At 68.9% G+C, this 17,346-nt stretch carries 19 protein-coding genes; 11 read left to right on the top strand and 8 right to left on the bottom strand.

Features of this window, described 5'->3' with window-relative positions; genetic code table 11:
* Window positions 1-14 precede the first annotated feature (14 nt).
* On the bottom strand, window positions 15-845 hold the full coding sequence (locus A5646_RS05540; protein ID WP_066880108.1) for an arylamine N-acetyltransferase: 831 nt from the start codon (window positions 843-845) through the stop codon (window positions 15-17).
* Window positions 846-975: 130 nt separating this feature from the next.
* Here A5646_RS05540 and A5646_RS05535 point away from each other — a divergent pair, with 130 nt between their 5' ends.
* Window positions 976-1,455, top strand: a complete 480-nt coding sequence (locus tag A5646_RS05535) for a hypothetical protein (protein ID WP_067020457.1) — start codon at window positions 976-978, stop codon at window positions 1,453-1,455.
* A 25-nt stretch (window positions 1,456-1,480) separates the two neighbouring features.
* Here A5646_RS05535 and hsaB read toward each other — a convergent pair whose 3' ends face one another.
* The 4 genes from hsaB to hsaA are packed head-to-tail and all read right to left on the bottom strand — an operon-like array spanning window position 1,481 to window position 5,073.
* On the bottom strand, window positions 1,481-2,047 hold the full coding sequence (gene hsaB, locus A5646_RS05530) for a 3-hydroxy-9,10-secoandrosta-1,3,5(10)-triene-9,17-dione monooxygenase reductase subunit (RefSeq protein ID WP_067020454.1): 567 nt from the start codon (window positions 2,045-2,047) through the stop codon (window positions 1,481-1,483).
* 11 nt (window positions 2,048-2,058) lie between these two features.
* On the bottom strand, window positions 2,059-2,961 hold the full coding sequence (hsaC, locus tag A5646_RS05525) for an iron-dependent extradiol dioxygenase HsaC (RefSeq protein ID WP_067020451.1): 903 nt from the start codon (window positions 2,959-2,961) through the stop codon (window positions 2,059-2,061).
* On the bottom strand, window positions 2,958-3,842 hold the full coding sequence (gene hsaD, locus A5646_RS05520; RefSeq protein WP_066867377.1) for a 4,5:9,10-diseco-3-hydroxy-5,9,17-trioxoandrosta-1(10),2-diene-4-oate hydrolase: 885 nt from the start codon (window positions 3,840-3,842) through the stop codon (window positions 2,958-2,960). The genes hsaC and hsaD overlap by 4 nt, the downstream gene beginning before the upstream one ends.
* A gap of 46 nt (window positions 3,843-3,888) precedes the next feature.
* Window positions 3,889-5,073 carry a 3-hydroxy-9,10-secoandrosta-1,3,5(10)-triene-9,17-dione monooxygenase oxygenase subunit gene (hsaA, locus tag A5646_RS05515; protein WP_066867379.1) on the bottom strand — a complete coding sequence of 395 codons (1,185 nt, stop codon included), beginning with the start codon at window positions 5,071-5,073 and terminating at the stop codon, window positions 3,889-3,891.
* 212 nt (window positions 5,074-5,285) lie between these two features.
* Here hsaA and A5646_RS05510 point away from each other — a divergent pair, with 212 nt between their 5' ends.
* Both A5646_RS05510 and A5646_RS05505 read left to right on the top strand, forming a co-directional pair.
* A complete protein-coding gene (locus A5646_RS05510) occupies window positions 5,286-6,368 on the top strand; it encodes a ferredoxin--NADP reductase (RefSeq protein WP_067020448.1) in 1,083 nt (360 codons plus the stop codon).
* A gap of 47 nt (window positions 6,369-6,415) precedes the next feature.
* Window positions 6,416-6,949, top strand: coding sequence for a hypothetical protein (locus A5646_RS05505; protein ID WP_067020445.1), 534 nt, complete (start codon window positions 6,416-6,418; stop codon window positions 6,947-6,949).
* Between the two features lies 1 nt (window position 6,950).
* Here A5646_RS05505 and A5646_RS05500 read toward each other — a convergent pair whose 3' ends face one another.
* Window positions 6,951-7,835: an SDR family oxidoreductase gene (locus tag A5646_RS05500; protein WP_067020478.1), complete on the bottom strand. Its 885-nt coding sequence runs from the start codon at window positions 7,833-7,835 to the stop codon at window positions 6,951-6,953.
* An 84-nt stretch (window positions 7,836-7,919) separates the two neighbouring features.
* On the opposite strand from A5646_RS05500, the gene A5646_RS05495 reads away from it, so the two are divergent.
* Window positions 7,920-8,492 carry a TetR/AcrR family transcriptional regulator gene (locus A5646_RS05495; protein ID WP_066867386.1) on the top strand — a complete coding sequence of 191 codons (573 nt, stop codon included), beginning with the start codon at window positions 7,920-7,922 and terminating at the stop codon, window positions 8,490-8,492.
* On the opposite strand, the gene A5646_RS05490 is transcribed toward A5646_RS05495, so the two are convergent.
* Window positions 8,489-10,627 carry an acyl-CoA dehydrogenase gene (locus A5646_RS05490; RefSeq protein ID WP_067020442.1) on the bottom strand — a complete coding sequence of 713 codons (2,139 nt, stop codon included), beginning with the start codon at window positions 10,625-10,627 and terminating at the stop codon, window positions 8,489-8,491. The two genes, A5646_RS05495 and A5646_RS05490, sit on opposite strands and share 4 nt — an antisense overlap.
* Window positions 10,628-10,971: 344 nt before the next feature.
* Between A5646_RS05490 and kstR the strand changes: the two genes are divergently transcribed.
* On the top strand, window positions 10,972-11,571 hold the full coding sequence (gene kstR, locus A5646_RS05485; RefSeq protein WP_066867395.1) for a cholesterol catabolism transcriptional regulator KstR: 600 nt from the start codon (window positions 10,972-10,974) through the stop codon (window positions 11,569-11,571).
* Between the two features lie 6 nt (window positions 11,572-11,577).
* On the opposite strand, the gene A5646_RS05480 is transcribed toward kstR, so the two are convergent.
* The gene (locus tag A5646_RS05480) at window positions 11,578-12,657 is read right to left on the bottom strand and encodes a LacI family DNA-binding transcriptional regulator (protein ID WP_067020439.1); all 1,080 of its coding nucleotides are present in this window, start codon (window positions 12,655-12,657) and stop codon (window positions 11,578-11,580) included.
* Window positions 12,658-12,785: 128 nt separating this feature from the next.
* Here A5646_RS05480 and A5646_RS05475 point away from each other — a divergent pair, with 128 nt between their 5' ends.
* The 6 genes from A5646_RS05475 to A5646_RS05450 all read left to right on the top strand — a co-directional run.
* Window positions 12,786-13,724 (top strand): metal ABC transporter solute-binding protein, Zn/Mn family, encoded by a 939-nt coding sequence (locus A5646_RS05475; RefSeq protein ID WP_067020436.1) that lies wholly within the window; start codon window positions 12,786-12,788, stop codon window positions 13,722-13,724.
* Window positions 13,721-14,536 carry a metal ABC transporter ATP-binding protein gene (locus tag A5646_RS05470; protein ID WP_066880092.1) on the top strand — a complete coding sequence of 272 codons (816 nt, stop codon included), beginning with the start codon at window positions 13,721-13,723 and terminating at the stop codon, window positions 14,534-14,536. The genes A5646_RS05475 and A5646_RS05470 overlap by 4 nt, the downstream gene beginning before the upstream one ends.
* On the top strand, window positions 14,536-15,396 hold the full coding sequence (locus tag A5646_RS05465) for a metal ABC transporter permease (RefSeq protein ID WP_066868867.1): 861 nt from the start codon (window positions 14,536-14,538) through the stop codon (window positions 15,394-15,396). The genes A5646_RS05470 and A5646_RS05465 overlap by 1 nt, the downstream gene beginning before the upstream one ends.
* 34 nt (window positions 15,397-15,430) lie before the next feature.
* A complete protein-coding gene (locus A5646_RS05460) occupies window positions 15,431-16,141 on the top strand; it encodes a sensor domain-containing protein (protein WP_066868870.1) in 711 nt (236 codons plus the stop codon).
* Window positions 16,142-16,197: 56 nt separating this feature from the next.
* A complete protein-coding gene (locus tag A5646_RS05455; RefSeq protein WP_067020432.1) occupies window positions 16,198-16,956 on the top strand; it encodes a LamB/YcsF family protein in 759 nt (252 codons plus the stop codon).
* A partial coding sequence (locus A5646_RS05450; protein WP_369806911.1) for an MBL fold metallo-hydrolase occupies window positions 16,956-17,346 on the top strand: 391 nt, incomplete at its 3' end. The genes A5646_RS05455 and A5646_RS05450, both read left to right, overlap by 1 nt.

Below are 17,346 nucleotides of genomic sequence, written 5' to 3'. Positions count from 1 at the left end.
ACCGCACGAGGCGCCTAGGCGTCGAGCACCTGCGCGATGCGCGCCTCGAGCGCACCCGCCTCGCCGATGCCCGCCACGTCGATGCCGAACCGCTCACCGAGCACCTCGACGACCGCCGCCGCGTCCTCGAGGCGGATCTTCTCGCTGCCGTCGGCGCGGTGAATCGTCAGGTTCCGGCCGGCCAGGTTGTAGCGGGCGTCGTCGGTGGTCAACGCGACCATCAGGCTGGTCACGAAATGCGACGACGGATGCGTGGAGACGTACCAGCTGCCCACCCGCAGATCGATCTGGGGCACGCTCTGGGTGCCGAAGACGTACAGCGGTTGCCACTCGTCGCGGACCTGCGCTTGCAGCACCAGGCCGTCACCGCGGTCGTTGAGCCGATACGGCTCGTGCGTGGTCTGCTGGGCGTTGCCGGTCTGCAAACGGATGGGAGACGTCAGCGTCTGGCCACCAAAGCCGACGTCGACCAAAAACGAACCCCGCGAGCCCGGGAACGTCACCGCCAGCACGGTGTGCGTCTGGGCGCCCAGCGGCGTCTCGGGCGGCTGCATCCAGACCACCCGGCCGGCCAACCGCCGCACCCGGAAACCGATTTCGGCAAGCGCGTAACCCATCAGGCCGTTCTGCTCGTAGCAGTAGCCCCCACGGCGCCGGCGGACCAGCTTGTCGGTGAGGGCTTCCGGGCCAAGGTCGTCGACCGGCACGCCCATCAGCGGATCGAGGTTCTCGAACGGGATCGAGCCGGTGTGGGCGGTCATCAGCGCCTGTAGCACCTCGAGGCTCGGTTCGGCCGGACCGTCGTAGTTGATGCGGTCGAAGTACCCGTTCAGGTCCAGCGTCATGACTCCATTCTCCGGCCCCGCGGAGGCGCCCGAGCCGCGGGTGTCGACTTGGGTTGTTTCGTTCCTGTCGAATACGGCAACCCGGCGAACGGGGCCTTAGCGCTTCGGTATATCGACAACGGAGTCCATCATGAATACCAGCAACACCGTCTGGATCGTCATCGCCGCAGTTGTGGCGATCCTCGTGATCGTCGCCCTGGCCATCGCCGCCCGCAGAGCCACCAGGCGCCGCCGCGAGCGGGAGGCCGAACAGATCCGCGAAAAAGCCAACTTGGAGAGCGCCAAGGTCGAGCGCCGCGAGGCGCTGGCCGCCGAGACGGCCGCGAAAGCCCGTGCCGCGCAGGCCGAAGCCGAGGCCAAGGCCGCCGAAGCCGCCCGCCTGCATGATCGGGCGTCAACCCATCAGACGGAAGCGGCGTCCTCGCGCGAACAGCTCGACGAGCAGTTCAAGCGTGCCGACAACCTCGACCCGAAGGTGAAGGCCGACAAGGACAGGGATGCCGCGGCCGGCGAGAACGCCGCCGGACGCGACCCCGCGTGGAGCCAGGAGCAGCCGATAGCGGACAACTCCCCCACGGTCGACATGTCCGCCGACCGCCGCGACCGGTAGGGCGCCGCTACAGCCAGGTGTCCCGCTACAGCCAGGTGTCCTGGGTGGTGGTCGTCAAAAACGCTTCCAGGTCGTCGCGCCACTGGGCGGGTGTCGTCTTGTCCGGTTCGATGCCGGTGTATTCACCGCGATAGAACAGCAGCGGCCGCGGCTTGATCTTGGGCGCCTCCGAAAGCGACTGCACCGCACCGAATACCACGAAGTGATCGCCCCCGTCGTGCGCGGAGGCCACCGTGCAGTCGATGTAGGCCAGCGAACCGTCGATGATCGGCGAACCGAGTTCGGAATGGTGCCAGTCGATCCCGGCGAACTTATCGGGCTCCTTGGAGCCGAAGCGGGCCGAGACGTGCTTCTGCTGCTCGGTCAGCATGTTGACGCAGAACCGGCCGCTGGCCTCGATCGCCTGCCACGACCGCGACACCTTGGTGGGGCAGAACAACACCAGCGGCGGGTCCAGCGACAGCGCCGCAAACGATTGGCAGGCGAAACCGACCGGGACGTCGTCATGCACGGTGGTGATGATGGTGATCCCGGTGCAGAACTGGCCGAGCACGCTGCGGAACGTGCGCGGGTCGATCGGCGCGGCAGTCATGGCCTGAGAAACTAACCCTTGAATCCGACGCTGAAGTCGTGGCCCCACAGGCTGATCGCGGTGCTCTCCCGAGCGATCCAGTCGTCGTCGGCGACTTGTCTTCCCTCGCAACCGAATTCGATGTCGAACCCGCTGGGTGTCTTCATGTAGAAGGACAGCATCAGGTCGTTGACGTGGCGGCCCAGCGTCGCCGACATCGGCACCTTGCGGCGCAGGGCCCGGTCCAGGCACAGGCCGACGTCGTCGGCGTTCTCGACCTCGACCATCAGGTGCACGATGCCGCTGGGGGTCTGGCCGGGCATGAAGGCCAGGCTGTGGTGGCGCGGGTTGCAGCCCAGGAACCGCAGCCAGGCTGGGGGGCCGTCGGCGGGCCGGCCGACCACCTGAGGGGGCAGTCGCATCGAGTCACGCAGCTTGAAGTCCAGCACGTCGCGGTAGAAGTGCAGGGTCTCTGCGTCGTCGCGGGTGGTCAGCACCACGTGGCCCAGGCCCTGGTCCTCGGTGACGAACTTGTGCCCGTACGGGCTGACCACGCGGCGGTGTTCGAGCGCAGCGCCGTGGAAGACCTCCAGACAGTTGCCGGACGGGTCGGAGAACCGGATCATCTCGTCGACCCGGCGGTCGGCCAGTTCGGCGACGGTGGCCTCCTTGTAGGGCGTGCCCTCGATGTCTAGCCGGTTCCGGATCTCTTGCAGCCCAGCGGCATTCGCGCATTCCCAGCCGGATTCGATGAGCCGGTCCTGCTCGCCGGGCACGATCACCAGCCGTGCCGGAAAGTCGTCCATCCGCAGATAGAGCGCGCCATCGGTGGCGCCCTTGCCCTCGACCATGCCGAGCACCTTCAGGCCGTAGTCGCGCCAGGCCGCCATGTCGGTGGCCTCGATACGCAGATAGCCCAGAGAGCGGATGCTCATCGCGCACCTCCCAGGAAATCGATGGTGAGCTTGTTGAACTCGTCGAACTTCTCCACCTGTGCCCAGTGCCCACATTGCCCGAAAACGTGAAGCTGTGCACGCGGAATGGTTTTCAGTGCGACCAGCGCGCCGTCCAGCGGGTTGACCCGGTCCTCGCGGCCCCAGATCAGCAGCACCGGCTGGCGTAGCCGGTGCACCTCGCGCCACATCATGCCCAGCTCGAAATCGGCTCCGGCGAAAGACATTCCCATTGCCCGCGTCGCGGTCAGCGATTCGGGTGTGCGGGCCAATTCGAAGCGCTGGTCGATCAATTCGTCGGTGATCAGCTTCTGGTCGTAGACCATCACCCGCAGAAACGCCTCGAGGTTTTCGCGGGTGGGCTCGGCGGAGAACTTGCCGAGCCGTTTGACGCCCTCCGTCGGGTCGGGCGCGAACAGGTTCACGCTGACCCCGCCGGGCCCCATCAGCACCAGCTTGCCGGCCCGGTCCGGGTAATCCAGCGCGAAGCGGACCGCGGTGCCACCGCCCAGCGAATTCCCAACCAGCGGAACGCGTCCCAGACCCAGCTGGTCGAACAGGCCCTTGAGCGCCCGTGCCGCGTAGTGGTTGAACTGCCCGTGCTCGGCGCGCTTGTCGGAGTGGCCGTAGCCCGGCTGGTCGACGGCCAGCACGTGAAACCGCTCGGCCAGCACCGGGATGTTGCGGGAGAAGTTCGTCCAACTCGCCGCGCCCGGTCCGCCGCCGTGCAGCAGCACCACGGTCTGGTCGTTGCCGACCCCGGCTTCGTGGTAGTGCAGCTTCAGCGGGCCGTCGACGTCCACCTCGGCGAAGCGCGAGGTCGATTCGAAGGTTATTTCTTCGGTTGTCGAGGTGCCGGTCATTCGGCGCCGCTCCTCCTCATCGCTTCGCTCTGCATCGTCGCCGGCGCTAGACCATGGTGTCGCCGGGCGGCAACCCGAACTCGTTGTTCCCGAAGATCTGGTAGGCCCGCTCGGGGTCGTTGGCCGCGTGCACCCGGCCGGCGTGCGCGTCGCGCCAGAACCGTTGCACCGGTTGGTCATTGCCCAAGGCCGTGGCACCGGACGCCTCGAACAACCGGTCGATGGAGGCGATCGCCCGGCCGGTGGCGCGCACCTGGTCGCGGCGCGCGCGGGCGCGCAGGTCGAACGGGATCTCCTTGCCGGCGGACAGCAGGGCGTACTCGTCGGCGACGTTGCCGCTCAACTGACGCCAGGCCGCGTCGATGTCGCTGGCCGCCTCGGCGATGCGGACCTTGGCGAACGGGTCGTCCTTGGCCTTCTCGCCGGCGAACGCCGCCCGCACCCGCTTGCCCTGATGCTCGACGTGCGCGTCGTACGCGCCGTAGGCCATCCCGACGATCGGCGCCGAAATGGTTGTGGGATGCATTGTGCCCCAAGGCATCTTGTACACCGGCGCGGTGTTGGTCTCATACCCGCCCGCGGTGCCGTCGTTCATGGCCTTGTAGGACAGGAACCGGTGGCGCGGCACGAAGACGTCCTTGACGACGACGGTGTTGCTGCCGGTGCCCCGCAGGCCCACGACGTGCCACACATCGTCGATGCGGTACTCGCTGCGCGGGATCAGGAAGCTGCCGAAGTCCACCGGACGGCCGTCCTTGATCACCGGACCGCCGAGGAACGCCCACGTGGCGTGGTCACAGCCCGAGGACCAGTTCCATGAGCCGTTGACCAGGTAACCGCCATCGGTCACCACGCCGGCACCCATCGGGGCATACGACGACGACACCCGGGTCTTGGGGTCCTCGCCCCAAACCTCCTCCTGGGCCTGCTGGTCGAACAGCGCAAGGTGCCAGTTGTGCACGCCGATGATCGAGCTCACCCAGCCGGTGGAGCCACACGCGCTGGCCAGCCGCCGCACCGCCTCGTAGAACAGCGTCGGGTCGCACTGCAAACCGCCCCACTGCTCGGGCTGCAACAGGGTGAAGAAGCCCACATCCTGAAGATCCTGAACGGTCTCGTCGGGCAGCCGCCGCAGGTCCTCCGTCGCCTGAGCGCGTTCGCGAATCTGCGGGAGCAGATCATCGATGCCAGCCAAAACCGACTGCGCATCACGCTGTTGAATGGACGTCACTTACGTTTGCCTCCTGCGCCAGACTTACTCAGCGGACTTACACCAGAGACTAGAACACGTTCCGATTTGTGTCGAGCAGGGTATTCCTGCGGCTGGTAGCGATACGAATCCGCTTTTCTGTAACATGTTCTAGTTGCCCGTGGCGATCGCAAGAGCGGCGGAGCCGGTCGCAGCGGGTCGACACGTTTTGCCACGAAAGGAAGGGACGGGCCTTGACCGAGGCGATTCCCGACGAGCCACTCGGTGACCACGTCCTCGAACTGCAGGTCGCCGAGGTCATCGCCGAGACCGACGACGCGCGGTCGCTGGTGTTCGCGGTACCCGACGACGCGGGCGACCCCGAGATCCCGCCCGAGCGGCTACGGTACGCGCCGGGCCAGTTCCTGACGCTGCGCGTTCCCAGCGAGCGCACCGGCTCGGTGGCCCGCTGCTATTCGCTGTGCAGCTCGCCGTTCACCGACGACGCGCTCACGGTCACCGTCAAACGCACCGCGGACGGCTACGCGTCCAACTGGCTGTGCGACCACGCGCACAAGGGCATGCGCATCCACGTGCTGGCCCCGTCGGGCACCTTCGTGCCCAAGACGCTGGGCGACGACTTCCTGCTGATGGCCGCGGGCAGCGGCATCACCCCGATCATGTCCATCTGCAAGTCCGCGCTGGCCGAGGGCAGCGGGCAGGTGACGCTGGTCTACGCCAACCGCGACGAGCGCTCGGTGATCTTCTCCGACGCGCTACGCGAGCTGGCGGCCAAATACCCCGACCGGCTGACGGTGCTGCACTGGCTGGAATCGCTGCAGGGTCTGCCCAGCGTGGCCGCCCTGGCCAAGTTGGCCGCGCCCTACACGGATCGGCCCGTGTACATCTGCGGCCCGGGCGCCTTCATGGACTCGGCGAGACAAGCGCTGGAAACGCTGAAAGTGCCTGCGGCGCAGATACATATCGAGGTGTTCAAGTCGCTGGACTCCGACCCGTTCGCGGCGGTGACGATCGAGGACACCCCCGAGGGCGACGAGCCGCCGGCCACCGCGGTGGTGGAGCTGGACGGCGAAACCCACACCGTGTCCTGGCCGCGCAACGCCAAGCTGCTCGACGTCCTGCTGGCCAAGGGCCTCGACGCCCCCTTCTCCTGCCGCGAGGGTCACTGCGGCGCGTGCGCGTGCACGCTACGCAAGGGCAACGTGAGCATGGAGGTCAACGACGTGCTCGAGCAGCAGGATCTGGACGAAGGCCTGATTCTGGCCTGTCAATCTCACCCGGAATCTGATTCGGTAGAAGTCACCTACGACGAGTAGCCGCGGGGCTAAGTTCACCGTTGGGATCACCGGGAAAGGGAGCATCGATGAGGCGGCTGGTATCGGGATTCGCAGTCGTCGCAGTGCTGCCGATGCTTGCGCCCGCCGGGGTATGCGCGGCGGCCAGCAACACCGCCACCACGCTGTTCCCGCTGGACGGGCCCAACCAGCTGGAGACGCGGGCCGTGCTGAATTGCTTCAAGGCCGACGGTCACTGCGACTTCACCGCCGGGGCGGACATGCTGACGCCCGACGGCGTGACCGGCTTCCCGCCCGGTCTGTGGGCCCGGCAGACCACCGAGATCCGGTCCTCGAACCGGCTGGCCTACCTCGACGCCCACGCCACCGGCCAGTACGAGCGGGTGATGAAGTCCATGGGTTCCGACGAGATCACCACCATCTACATGGGCGAGGGCCCGCCGGAGAAGTACCAGACGAACGGGCGCATCGACTCCACCGATTGGCAGACGGGCCAACCCAAGACCGACAACAACGTCATCGCCTGCACCCACATCCAGGTGGTGTACTCCGGGGTCAACATCACCTCCCCGAGCACCTGCGCGCAGACCACGTTCTCCTGACCTATTCGGGGTAGTCGCCGGTCTCGAGATCGTCGAGCAGGCTTGGACCAGTGGGCTTCCAGCCCAATCGCTGGCGGGTCAGTGCGCTCGACGAGGGCTGGTCGATAGCGAACATGGTGCCGAGCGGCCCGAAGACCGCGTCGGGGACGGACTCGACGGGCACGCCGACCCGGCGACCGATCACCTCGGCGATCGCCCGCATCGGGTCGCCTTCGTCGCCCACCGCGTGCAAAACCGAACCGGGCGCGGCCTTTTCGAGAGCGAGCCGGAACAAGGACGCGGCATCGTCGCGATGCACGGCAGGCCAGCGCTGGGTACCGTCACCGACGAAGGCCGACACGCCGCGCTGCCGTGCGGCCTGAATCAGGATGCTGCAGAAGCCGTACCGGCCACTGGCGTCGTGCACCGATCGCGGCAGCCGCACCACGGCCGATCGGACGCCTTGCTCGGCCAGGTCGATGACGGCCTGTCCGGTGCGTGCGCGTCCGGCCATCGGCCCCTCGGTGTTGAAGGGGTCGTCCTCGGTGCTCGTGCGGCCGGCGAGCGCCGGGGTGCCGCTGGCAACCACCAGCGGTTTACCTGTGTTGACGAGCGGGGTGCCGATCGCGGTGACGGCGCGAAATTCGTCGCCGATCGCGTCACCGATCATCCGGGTGAAGTCGTGGGAGAACGCCAGGTATGCGACGCCGTCGGCGTCATCGGCCGCCTTCCGCATCAGATCGAGGTCGGTGACGTCGCCGCGCAGCGGCTCAGCGCCGAGCCCGCTGATGATCGCGGCCGCAGCGTCCGACCGGGCCAGGCCCACGACCTGATGGCCGGCGGCGATCAATTGTGCGACGACGGCCGAGCCGATTCCGCCGCTGGCGCCGGTGACGAATACGCGCACGAGTAACTCCTTCATCTGATGCGACTATTGTCCCATCACCCTACACCAGTGATGGGACAATGGTCGCATCACTAAAGTGGGGCCATGGCTCGCTGGGAACCCGACGCGCGCGCACGCCTGGTCGGCGCGGCGCTGGACCTGTTCAACGAGCGCGGCTACGACCAGACGACCGTCGCGGAGATCGCCGAGCGCGCTGGCCTGACGAAAAGCACGTTCTTCAGGCACTTCCCGGACAAGCGGGACGTGCTGGCGGCCGGCCAGGACGCCATCGCCCAACTACTGCGCGAGGGCATCGCCGCTGCGCCCGCCGACGCGACGCCGCTGGCCGCGGTGTGCTCCGGCCTGAAGTCGGCAGCGGCGGCGTTCACGTCGTTCAACAAGGAGCTCGCCCCCAGGCTCAAGGCCGCGATCGCTGCCAGCGCCGAGCTTCAGGAACGCAACGCGCTCAAGCAGATCGGATTGGCGCTGGCGGTGGTCGAAGCGCTGCAATCCCGCGGCGTGCCGGAGCCGACCGCGGCACTGGCCGCCGAGCTGGGTGCCTTGGCATTCAAAAAGGCCTACGCCCGTTGGGCCGAACCCGGCGAGGACCAGGATCTGGGCGCCATGGCATGCCAGGAGCTGGACGAATTGCGCTCTGCTGCAGCCGATCTCGGCTAGCGCGGCAGCCCCAGAAGTCGCTCCGCGGCGACGGTGAGCAGGATCTGCTCGGTGCCGCCGGCGATGGTCAGGCAGCGGGTGTTGAGGAAGTCGAACACCGCGCGGTCGCCGTCCGCCCGCCGATCGACCAGCCCGCCGCCCTCGGAGACATCCATGGTGAATTCGGCCAGGGCCTGGCGGTAGCGCACACCGATGAGCTTGCGCACGCTGGACTGCGCCCCTGGGTCCTGGCCGCCCACGGCCAGCTGGGCGATCCGCTGGTCCAGCAGCGCGCCGGTCTGCGCCGCGACGATCAACCGCCCCAACCGGTCTTGCTGCGCGGCGTCGAGGTCGAGCTCGGCCAGCAGCTCGAGCAGTTCCTCCATCGGGTTGCCCAGCGCCGTCCCGTTGGCCATCGCGACGCGCTCGTTGGCCAGCGTGGTGCGGGCCAGCCGCCAACCGTCGTTCACCTCGCCGACCACCAGCTCGTCGGGAACGAACACGTTGTCCAGGAACACTTCGTTGAACAACGAGTCGCCGGTGATCTCGCGCAGCGGGCGGATCTCGATACCCGGGGAGCTCATCTCCACCAAAAAGTAGGTGATGCCTTTGTGTTTCGGCGCGTCCGGATCCGTGCGGGCCAGGCACACGCCCCAGCGCGCCTTGTGCGCCGCCGACGTCCACACCTTCTGCCCGGTCAGGTTCCAGCCGCCTTCGGTCCGGACCGCCTTGGTGCGCAGCGACGCCAGGTCCGAGCCGGCTCCCGGCTCGGAAAACAGCTGACACCAAAGGAATTCGCCACGCGTGGTGCCCGGCACGAAGCGCTCGATCTGCTCTTGCGTGCCGTGCTCGAGGATGGTCGGTGCCGCCCACCAGCCGATCACCAGGTCGGGCCGGGCCACGCCGGCCGCCGCCAGCTCCTGGTCGATCAGCAACTGCTCGGCGGGTCCCGCGCCACGGCCGTAGGGCGGCGGCCAGTGCGGCGCCTGCAGGCCCGCCTCGGCCAGCGCCGCCTGCCGCTTCTCCTCGGGCAGTTCGGCGATCTGGGCGACGGCGGCGGCGATCTCCGCCCGCTGGTCCTCGACCTCGCTGAGGTCGATACCCAGGCGGCGTCGCACCCCCGACTGGGTCAGCGCGGTGATGCGGCGTAGCCAGGCCTCCGCCCCGCCCAGGAACCGGCCGATGGCGTGCGCCCGGCGCAGGTACAGATGCGCGTCGTGCTCCCAGGTGCAGCCGATGCCGCCGAGGACCTGGATGCAGTCCTTGACGCTGGCCTTCACGGCGGCGATGCCGGTGCTCGCGGCCAGGGCCGCCGCGATGGAGAACTGGGCTTCGTCGCCCTCGGCGGCAGCCCGCGCGGCATCGGCGGCGGCCACCTCGGCCTGCTCGGCGCGGCACAGCATCTCGGCGCAGATGTGCTTGATGGCCTGGAAGCTGCCGATCGGCTTGCCGAACTGCTCGCGGACCTTGGCGTAGTCGACGGCGGTCTCCAGCGACCATCGGGTGATGCCGGCCGCCTCGGCCGCCAGCACGGTCGCGGCCAGCTCCTCGACGCGCTCGCGCTTGTCCGACACCACGGTGGCCGGCGCCGAGTCCAGCACCACCCGGGCCAGGGGCTGGGAGAAGTCGGTGGCCTGCAGGGGTTCGATCCGCACGCCCTCGCCGCCGGTGTCGATCAGCAGCCACTTGCCGTCGGCCGGCGCCAGCAGCACCGCGCCGTCGGCTACGCCCAGCGCGAAGGGCAGCGTGCCCGACGCCGTCGACGTTGCGCCGTCGAACTCGACGTCGCCTTCCAGCGCCAGCCCGGCGAAGCGCTCCCCGGCGGCGAGGGCGCCCAACAACTCGGGATCCGAGATCACCAATGTGGCCAGCGCGGTGGTGGCGACCGGCCCGGGGATCAGCGCCTTCGCCGCCTCCTCGACCATCGCGCACAGGTCTTCGATGCTGCCGTCCGCCCCGCCGAACTCCTCGGGGATAGCGACGCCGAAGATGCCCAGCTCGGCCAGCCGGGAGAACACCGGCCGCCAGGCGTCGGGCTTGCCCTGCTCCACGTCGCGGATCGCCGCGGTGCCGCCCGGCCCCGACGTCGAATTGCGGGCCCAGTCGCGCACCAGGGCCCGCGCGGCAAACTGTTCGTCGGTGACGGTCGCTACCACGTGAGAGCCCTCCGCGTCCTTGACTCGGCGTGACAGGGGCGTCGAAACCCCTGTCCTGATTGTGCGATCTGCCCGCTCAGCGGGTATGCCTTCGGCACGTGTTGGCACGCAACCCGCGCTCTTCGAGACTAGAACGTGTTCTAATAGTGCCAGTGATCGACCGTCAAGTCGAACGCCATTACAGCAGCACAGCGCTTGTCCGCGGCGGTATGGAGGTGGGAAATTCACACGCAGAATGCGTATCGTTTGCAAACGAACCGCCGGGAACAGGAGCAAACCGTCACATGCCAGCCAACGCAAATCCGAGCCGCGTTTCTGACGCGCAGCCGCGCGAGGTTCTGAACGTGGCGGTACTGGCGGAGTCCGAACTGGGGTCGGAGGCGCAGCGGGAACGCCGCAAGCGCATCCTGGACGCCACCATGGCCATCGCCTCCAAGGGCGGTTACGAGGCAGTTCAGATGCGTGCGGTGGCCGATCGCGCCGACGTCGCGGTGGGGACGCTGTACCGGTATTTCCCGTCGAAGGTGCACCTGCTGGTGTCGGCGCTGGGCCGCGAGTTCAGCCGCATCGACGCCAAGACGGACCGCTCGGCGATGACCGGGGGCACGCCCTTTCAGCGGCTGAACTTCATGGTGGGCAAGCTCAACCGCGCAATGCAGCGCAACCCCCTGCTGACCGAGGCGATGACCCGGGCCTACGTGTTCGCCGACGCGTCGGCGGCCAGCGAGGTCGACCAGGTGGAGAAGCTCATCGATTCGATGTTCGCGCGGGCAATGGCCGACGGCGAACCGACCGAGGACCAGTACCACATCGCCCGGGTGATCTCCGACGTGTGGCTGTCGAACCTGCTGGCGTGGCTCACCCGGCGGGCCTCGGCCACCGACGTCAGCAAGCGGCTGGACCTGGCCGTGCGGCTGCTGATCGGCGACCAGGACTCGAAGTAGCCCGGCTCACGCCGGCGGGCCGGCGGTGCGGCCCCGGATGAGTTCGGTGTCCAACAGTTCGATGGCGGGCAGGCCCGAGCGCGGCGGCTTCAACAGCAGCTCCCCGGCCCGGCGGCCCTTCTGCAGGCTGGACTGCGACACCGTGGTCAGCCCGCGGTTGATGGCCTCGGGCACGCCGTCGAAGCCGGTGACGGTCATCTGCCCCGGCACGTAAATGCCGTGCGCGCGCAGGTAATCCATGGCCGACAGCGCCAGGATGTCGGCGGTGCACATGAGCGCGGTGATGCGCGGATTGGCCTCCAGCGCCGCCTTGGCGGCCGCGCCGCCCGATTCGGGCAGGTGCTCGTAGCTCTCCACCACGGTCAACGAATCGGGCTCCACGCCGGCGGCCGTCATCGCCTCCCACACTCCGACGATGCGCTCGCGTTGCACGTCGAACGCGGGTGAGCGGAGCCGGTCGGCGTCTACCAGGCCCTGGCGCCGGTCCCGGCCCAGCCGCATGGTCAGCAGCCCGATCTCGCGATGCCCCAGGCCCAGCACGTAGTCGGCGAGCTCACGCATCGCCGCGCGGTCGTCGATGCCCACCCGCGAGACGCCGGGCAGCCCCTTGGGCTGGTCGACCACAACTATCGGCAGCCGGCGCTGCAACACCACTTGCAGGTAGGGATCCTCGTCGCACACCGAATAGACCACGAAGCCATCCACGCCGGCCGAAAGCACCGCGGCCGTGCCGTCTTTGAGGCTGCGGCTGGGTCCGACGGCAACCAGCAGCAGCCCCTGCCCCAGCGCTTCGCAGGACTGGGCCACGCCGGTGACGAAGTCGCGTGCGGCGGGGTCGCTGAAGAAGTAGGGCAGCGGTTCGGCCATCACCAGACCGACCGCGCCCGCCTTGCGGGTCCGCAACGAACGCGCCACCGGGTCGGGGCCGGCGTAGCCCAGCCGCTTGGCCGTCGCGAGCACGCGCTCGCGCAGGTCCGGGGAGAGCTGATCGGGCCGGTTGAAGGCATTCGAGATCGTCGTGCGCGAAACGTTGAGCTCGTCCGCCAATGACGCCAGAGTCGCACGCCGGCGCGGTGTGGGACTCACGTTCGGTGAGGCTACAGCGGATCGGGGCCCGTGCGTACGTGCTTCAGCTTGCGGCTTTGTAATGGAAACGGTTTTCATTAGTATTGTGGATCGGCTGACTGGCCGGCGGGAGGAAATCGGACGTGCACATGGCACCGACGCGGCAACGAACGGCTAAGGCCAGAACCGCCGACGCGACGCGATGGCTGGCGGCCGCGCTGGCGGTGGCCGGCGGCGCGGTGCTCACCGGCTGTGTCGGTTCGGCGCATTCGCGCGCGCTCTCCGTCGTCGCCTCCACCGACGTGTGGGGCAGCGTGGCGCGCGCCGTCACCGGCCGCCACGTCACCGTCAAATCCATTCTCAGCGGGGCGGACATCGACCCCCACTCTTATGAGGTCAGTCCCGCCGACGCCGCCGCGATCGCCGACGCCCCGCTGGTGGTCTTCAACGGCGGCGGGTACGACGGGTGGGTCGACGACGTGCTGGCCCGCCACCCGGACGCCAAGCCGGTCAACGCCTACTCGTTTTTGAACAACGACGGAGCACCCCGCAACGAGCACGTCTTCTACGACCTGGACGTCGCCAAAGCGGTGGCGAGCACCATCGCCGAGCGCCTCGCGACGATCGACGCGGGCAACGCCGCCGACTATCGGTCCAACGCCGTCGCGTTCGGCCGCGACGCCGACTCGATCGCCGGCGCCGAACACGCCATCGCGACCGCCTATCCCAACACCTCGGTGGTCGCGACCGAACCGGTCGCGTTCTACCTACTGAAGGCCACGGGCCTGGCGAACCGGACCCCGCCCGCGTTCGAGGCGGCCATCGAGAACGAGACCGATCCGGCACCGGCCGACATGGCGGTGGTCCTCGACCTGGTCAACCGTCGTCAGGTGTCGGCGGTGCTGGTCAACCCGCAGACCTCCACCACCGCGATCAACGGTCTGCGCGACGCCGCACGGCACGCGGGCGTCCCGGTCACCGACGTGTCCGAAACGCTGACCGAAGGCACGGAATACCTTGCCTGGCAACGCAACACGGTCAATCAGCTGCAGTCCGCGCTGCGGTCGAGCCGGACCGTACCGTCGTGAGCCTCGAACCGGCCATCGAGAACCCCGCGGAAACGGTTTCGCTGCGCGGGGCGCGGCTGTCCTTCGGCGACCGGGTGCTGTGGGACCACCTGGACCTGTCGGTGTCGCGCGGCGAATTCATCGCGGTGCTGGGCCCCAACGGCAGCGGCAAGACGTCGCTGCTCAAGGTGCTGTTGGGGCAGCTGCCGCTGAGCGCCGGTGTCGGGCTGGTGGACGGCAAGCCGATCACGTCGGGCAGCGGACGCATCGGCTATGTGCCCCAACACCATCCGATGGACGCCGACGTGATGCTGCGCGGGCGCGACCTGGTGCGGCTGGGCATCGACGGGCCGCGCTGGGGCGCCATCCCGCTGCGGTCGGCCGATCGGGCCCGCCGGCGCGCGGCCGTGCGCCAGGCGCTGCGCCAGGTCAACGGCGAACACCTGGCCGACGTCCGGGTGGGGACGATGTCGGGCGGCGAGTTGCAGCGGGTGCGCATCGCCCAGGCACTGGTCAGCGACCCGCTGCTGTTGCTGTGCGACGAACCGCTGCTGACGTTGGATCCGGCCAACGCCAGGCTGGTGTCGGCGCTGATCGAGCGGCGCCGCCAGGACGCCGCGACCACCGTCATCGTCGTCACCCACGAGATCAACCCGATCCTGCCGTACGTGGACCGGCTGCTGTATCTGGTCGACGGCCGGTTCGAGATCGGCACGGTCGAGCAGGTGATGACCAGCCAGACCCTTTCGGCGCTCTACCAATCCGACATCCAGGTGGTGAAGGTCAAGGACGGCTACGTGGTGGCCGGCGCTCGTGACGATGGGTACCACTGATGGAACATCGGCTCACCGGCCTGCTGGACCACCTGTTCTCCTTCGACATCACCGCCCACTTGCTCGCCCACGACTTCGTGCAGCAGGCGCTGGTGGCGGCCGCCCTGCTGGGCCTGGTGGCCGGGCTGATCGGGCCGTTCATCGTGATGCGCCAGATGTCGTTCGCCGTGCACGGTTCCAGCGAATTGTCTTTGACCGGAGCCGCTTTCGCGCTGCTGGTGGGGTTCGGCGTGGGCCTCGGCGCCCTGATCGGCAGCGCCCTGGCCGCGGCGCTGTTCGGTGTGCTCGGGCGGCGTGACCGGGAACGCGACTCGGTGATCGGCGTGGTGCTGGCGTTCGGGCTGGGCCTGGCGGTGTTGTTCATCCATCTCTATCCGGGCCGCACGTCGACCAGCTTCGCCCTGCTGACCGGCCAGATCGTCGGGGTGGGCTACACGGGCCTGACCATGCTGGCGCTGGTCTGCCTGCTCGTCATCGCCGTGCTGGCGACGTGTTACCGCCCGCTGCTGTTCGCCACGGTCGACCCCGACGTCGCCGCCGCCCGCGGCGTGCCGGTCTACGCGCTGGGCATCGTGTTCGCCGCCCTGGTCGGGGTGGTGGCGGCCCAGGCGGTGCAGATCGTCGGCGCGCTGCTGGTGATGTCGTTGTTGATCACGCCGGCGGCCGCGGCGGCCCGGGTCGTCGCCTCCCCGGCGGCGGCGATGGTCACCTCGGTGGTGTTCGCCGAGGTGTCCGCGGTCGGGGGCCTGCTGCTGTCGCTGGCGCCGGGCGTGCCGGTGTCGGTGTTCGTCGCGAGCATCTCGTTCCTGATCTACCTGGTCTGCTGGCTGATCGGGCGCCGGCGATCCGCTGCCGCTTAAGCTGGGCCCCATAAGGTTCCACGTCCGGGAGGCAGTGGTGCGCGGGCGAATCGCGTTGCTGGTGGCCGCGGCGGTGTCCGCCCTGGCCACCGGCTGCACCACCGTGGTCGGCGGCAGCGCGTCGCCCGCAGACACCTCCGGTCCGCTGCTCCAGCCGCCGGTGGCCGCCGCGGCCCTGGATGGGCTGCTGCTCGGGGTGGACCAGATCAACTCCTTGCTCAGCTCGGGGATGCGGCTGCGGTACGGCGTTCAGACGATGTGGGATTGGAGTTCGACTTTCAGCGACAAGAGCTGCCTGGCGATGGACGGCCCGGCCCAGGAGGCCGTCTATGCGGACACCGGCTGGATCGCGATGCGCGGCCAGCGCCTCGACGACAACTTCGACGACCCGGCGGTCCGCAACGACTCCGCCATCCAGGCCGTGATCGCCTACCCCTCGGCGCGCAAGGCCAACGCGTTCTACGACGCCTCGGTGCGACGGTGGTCCGCCTGCGCCAACCGGAAGTTCTCCGAACATCCCGTGGACAAGCCGGACATCGTGTGGACCGTCGGCGAGGCCCACAAGGTCGGTGGCACGCTCAGCACCTCCGAAGTTCAGGACAGTAGCGACGGCTGGACGTGCCAGAGGGCGCTGACCGTGCGCAACAACGTCGTCATCGACGTCGCCACCTGCGGCTCCTTCGTGCCCGGCGGGTCCGCGGTCGACCTCGCCGAGCGGATCGCGGCCAAGGTCAGCGGGCGGTAGCCGGCGCCGCGCCTCCTCGCCTAGGCCGGCGTCGGGCGCCCCCATAAGCTGGGCGGGTGGCCGCTATCGACCTCAACGCCGACCTGGGCGAGGGCTTCGGTGTCTGGCGCCTGGGTGACGACGACGCCATGCTCGGCATCGTCAGCAGCGCCAACGTCGCGTGCGGTTTCCATGCCGGTGACCCGGCGGGCCTGCTGCGGGTATGCCGGTCGGCCGCCCGGCGCGGGGTCCGCATCGGGGCGCAGGTGAGCTACCGCGACCTGGCCGGGTTCGGCAGGCGCTTCATCGACGTCGCCGCCGAGGACCTGATCGCCGACGTGGTGTATCAGATCGGCGCGCTGCGGGCGATGGCGTACGCGGCCGGCTCCACGGTGTCCTACGTCAAACCCCATGGCGCGCTGTACAACACGATCGTCACCCACGTCGAGCAGGCCGCCGCCGTAGCCGAGGCGGTGCGCCTGGTGGATTCCGGGTTGCCGGTGTTGGGCATGGCGGACTCGGCCTTCTTCGACGAAGCCACTCGGCGCGGATTACGCACGGTCGCAGAGGCTTTCGCCGACCGGGCCTACCGGCCCGACGGCCGGCTGGTGTCGCGCCGCGAACAAGGTGCGGTGCTGGCCGACCCAGCGGTGATCGCCGACCGGGTGGCGACCATGGTCGACTCCGGGCAGGTCACCGCGATCGACGGCACCCAACTCACGCTGAAGGTGGAATCGGTTTGCGTGCACGGTGATTCGCCGGGAGCGGTGCAGATCGCCGCCGCCGTCCGCGACCGCCTTGCCACGACCGGCACCGAGATCAGGGCGTTCTGCTGATGCGACTGAAACTCGGGCGTCCCGACATCGCGCGGTACGCAGGCCGGTTCGACGCTCCCGCCGCCGAGGCCGACGGGCTCTCGGTGACCTGGATCGGCGTCGCCACCCTGCTGATCGACGACGGCTCGTCGGCCCTGATGACCGACGGCTACTTCTCCCGGCCCGGCCTGGCCACGGTCGCGGCCGGCAAGGTGGCACCCTCGCCGGCGCGCGTCGACGGATGCCTGGCCCGGGCCAAGGTCTCGCGGCTGGAGGCGGTCATCCCGGTGCACACCCACTTCGACCACGTGCTGGACTCCGCACTCGTCGCCGACCGCACCGGCGGGGTCACCGGTTCGCCGATGACGCCGGGAAACCGGTCGGGCGGGCAGTGGTGCGATTCGATCAGGG

This window comes from Mycobacterium sp. 1245499.0 (assembly GCF_001673615.1).
GTDB classification, from domain to species: Bacteria; Actinomycetota; Actinomycetes; order Mycobacteriales; family Mycobacteriaceae; genus Mycobacterium; species Mycobacterium europaeum_A.
This window is presented reverse-complemented; position numbering and strand designations above follow the sequence as displayed.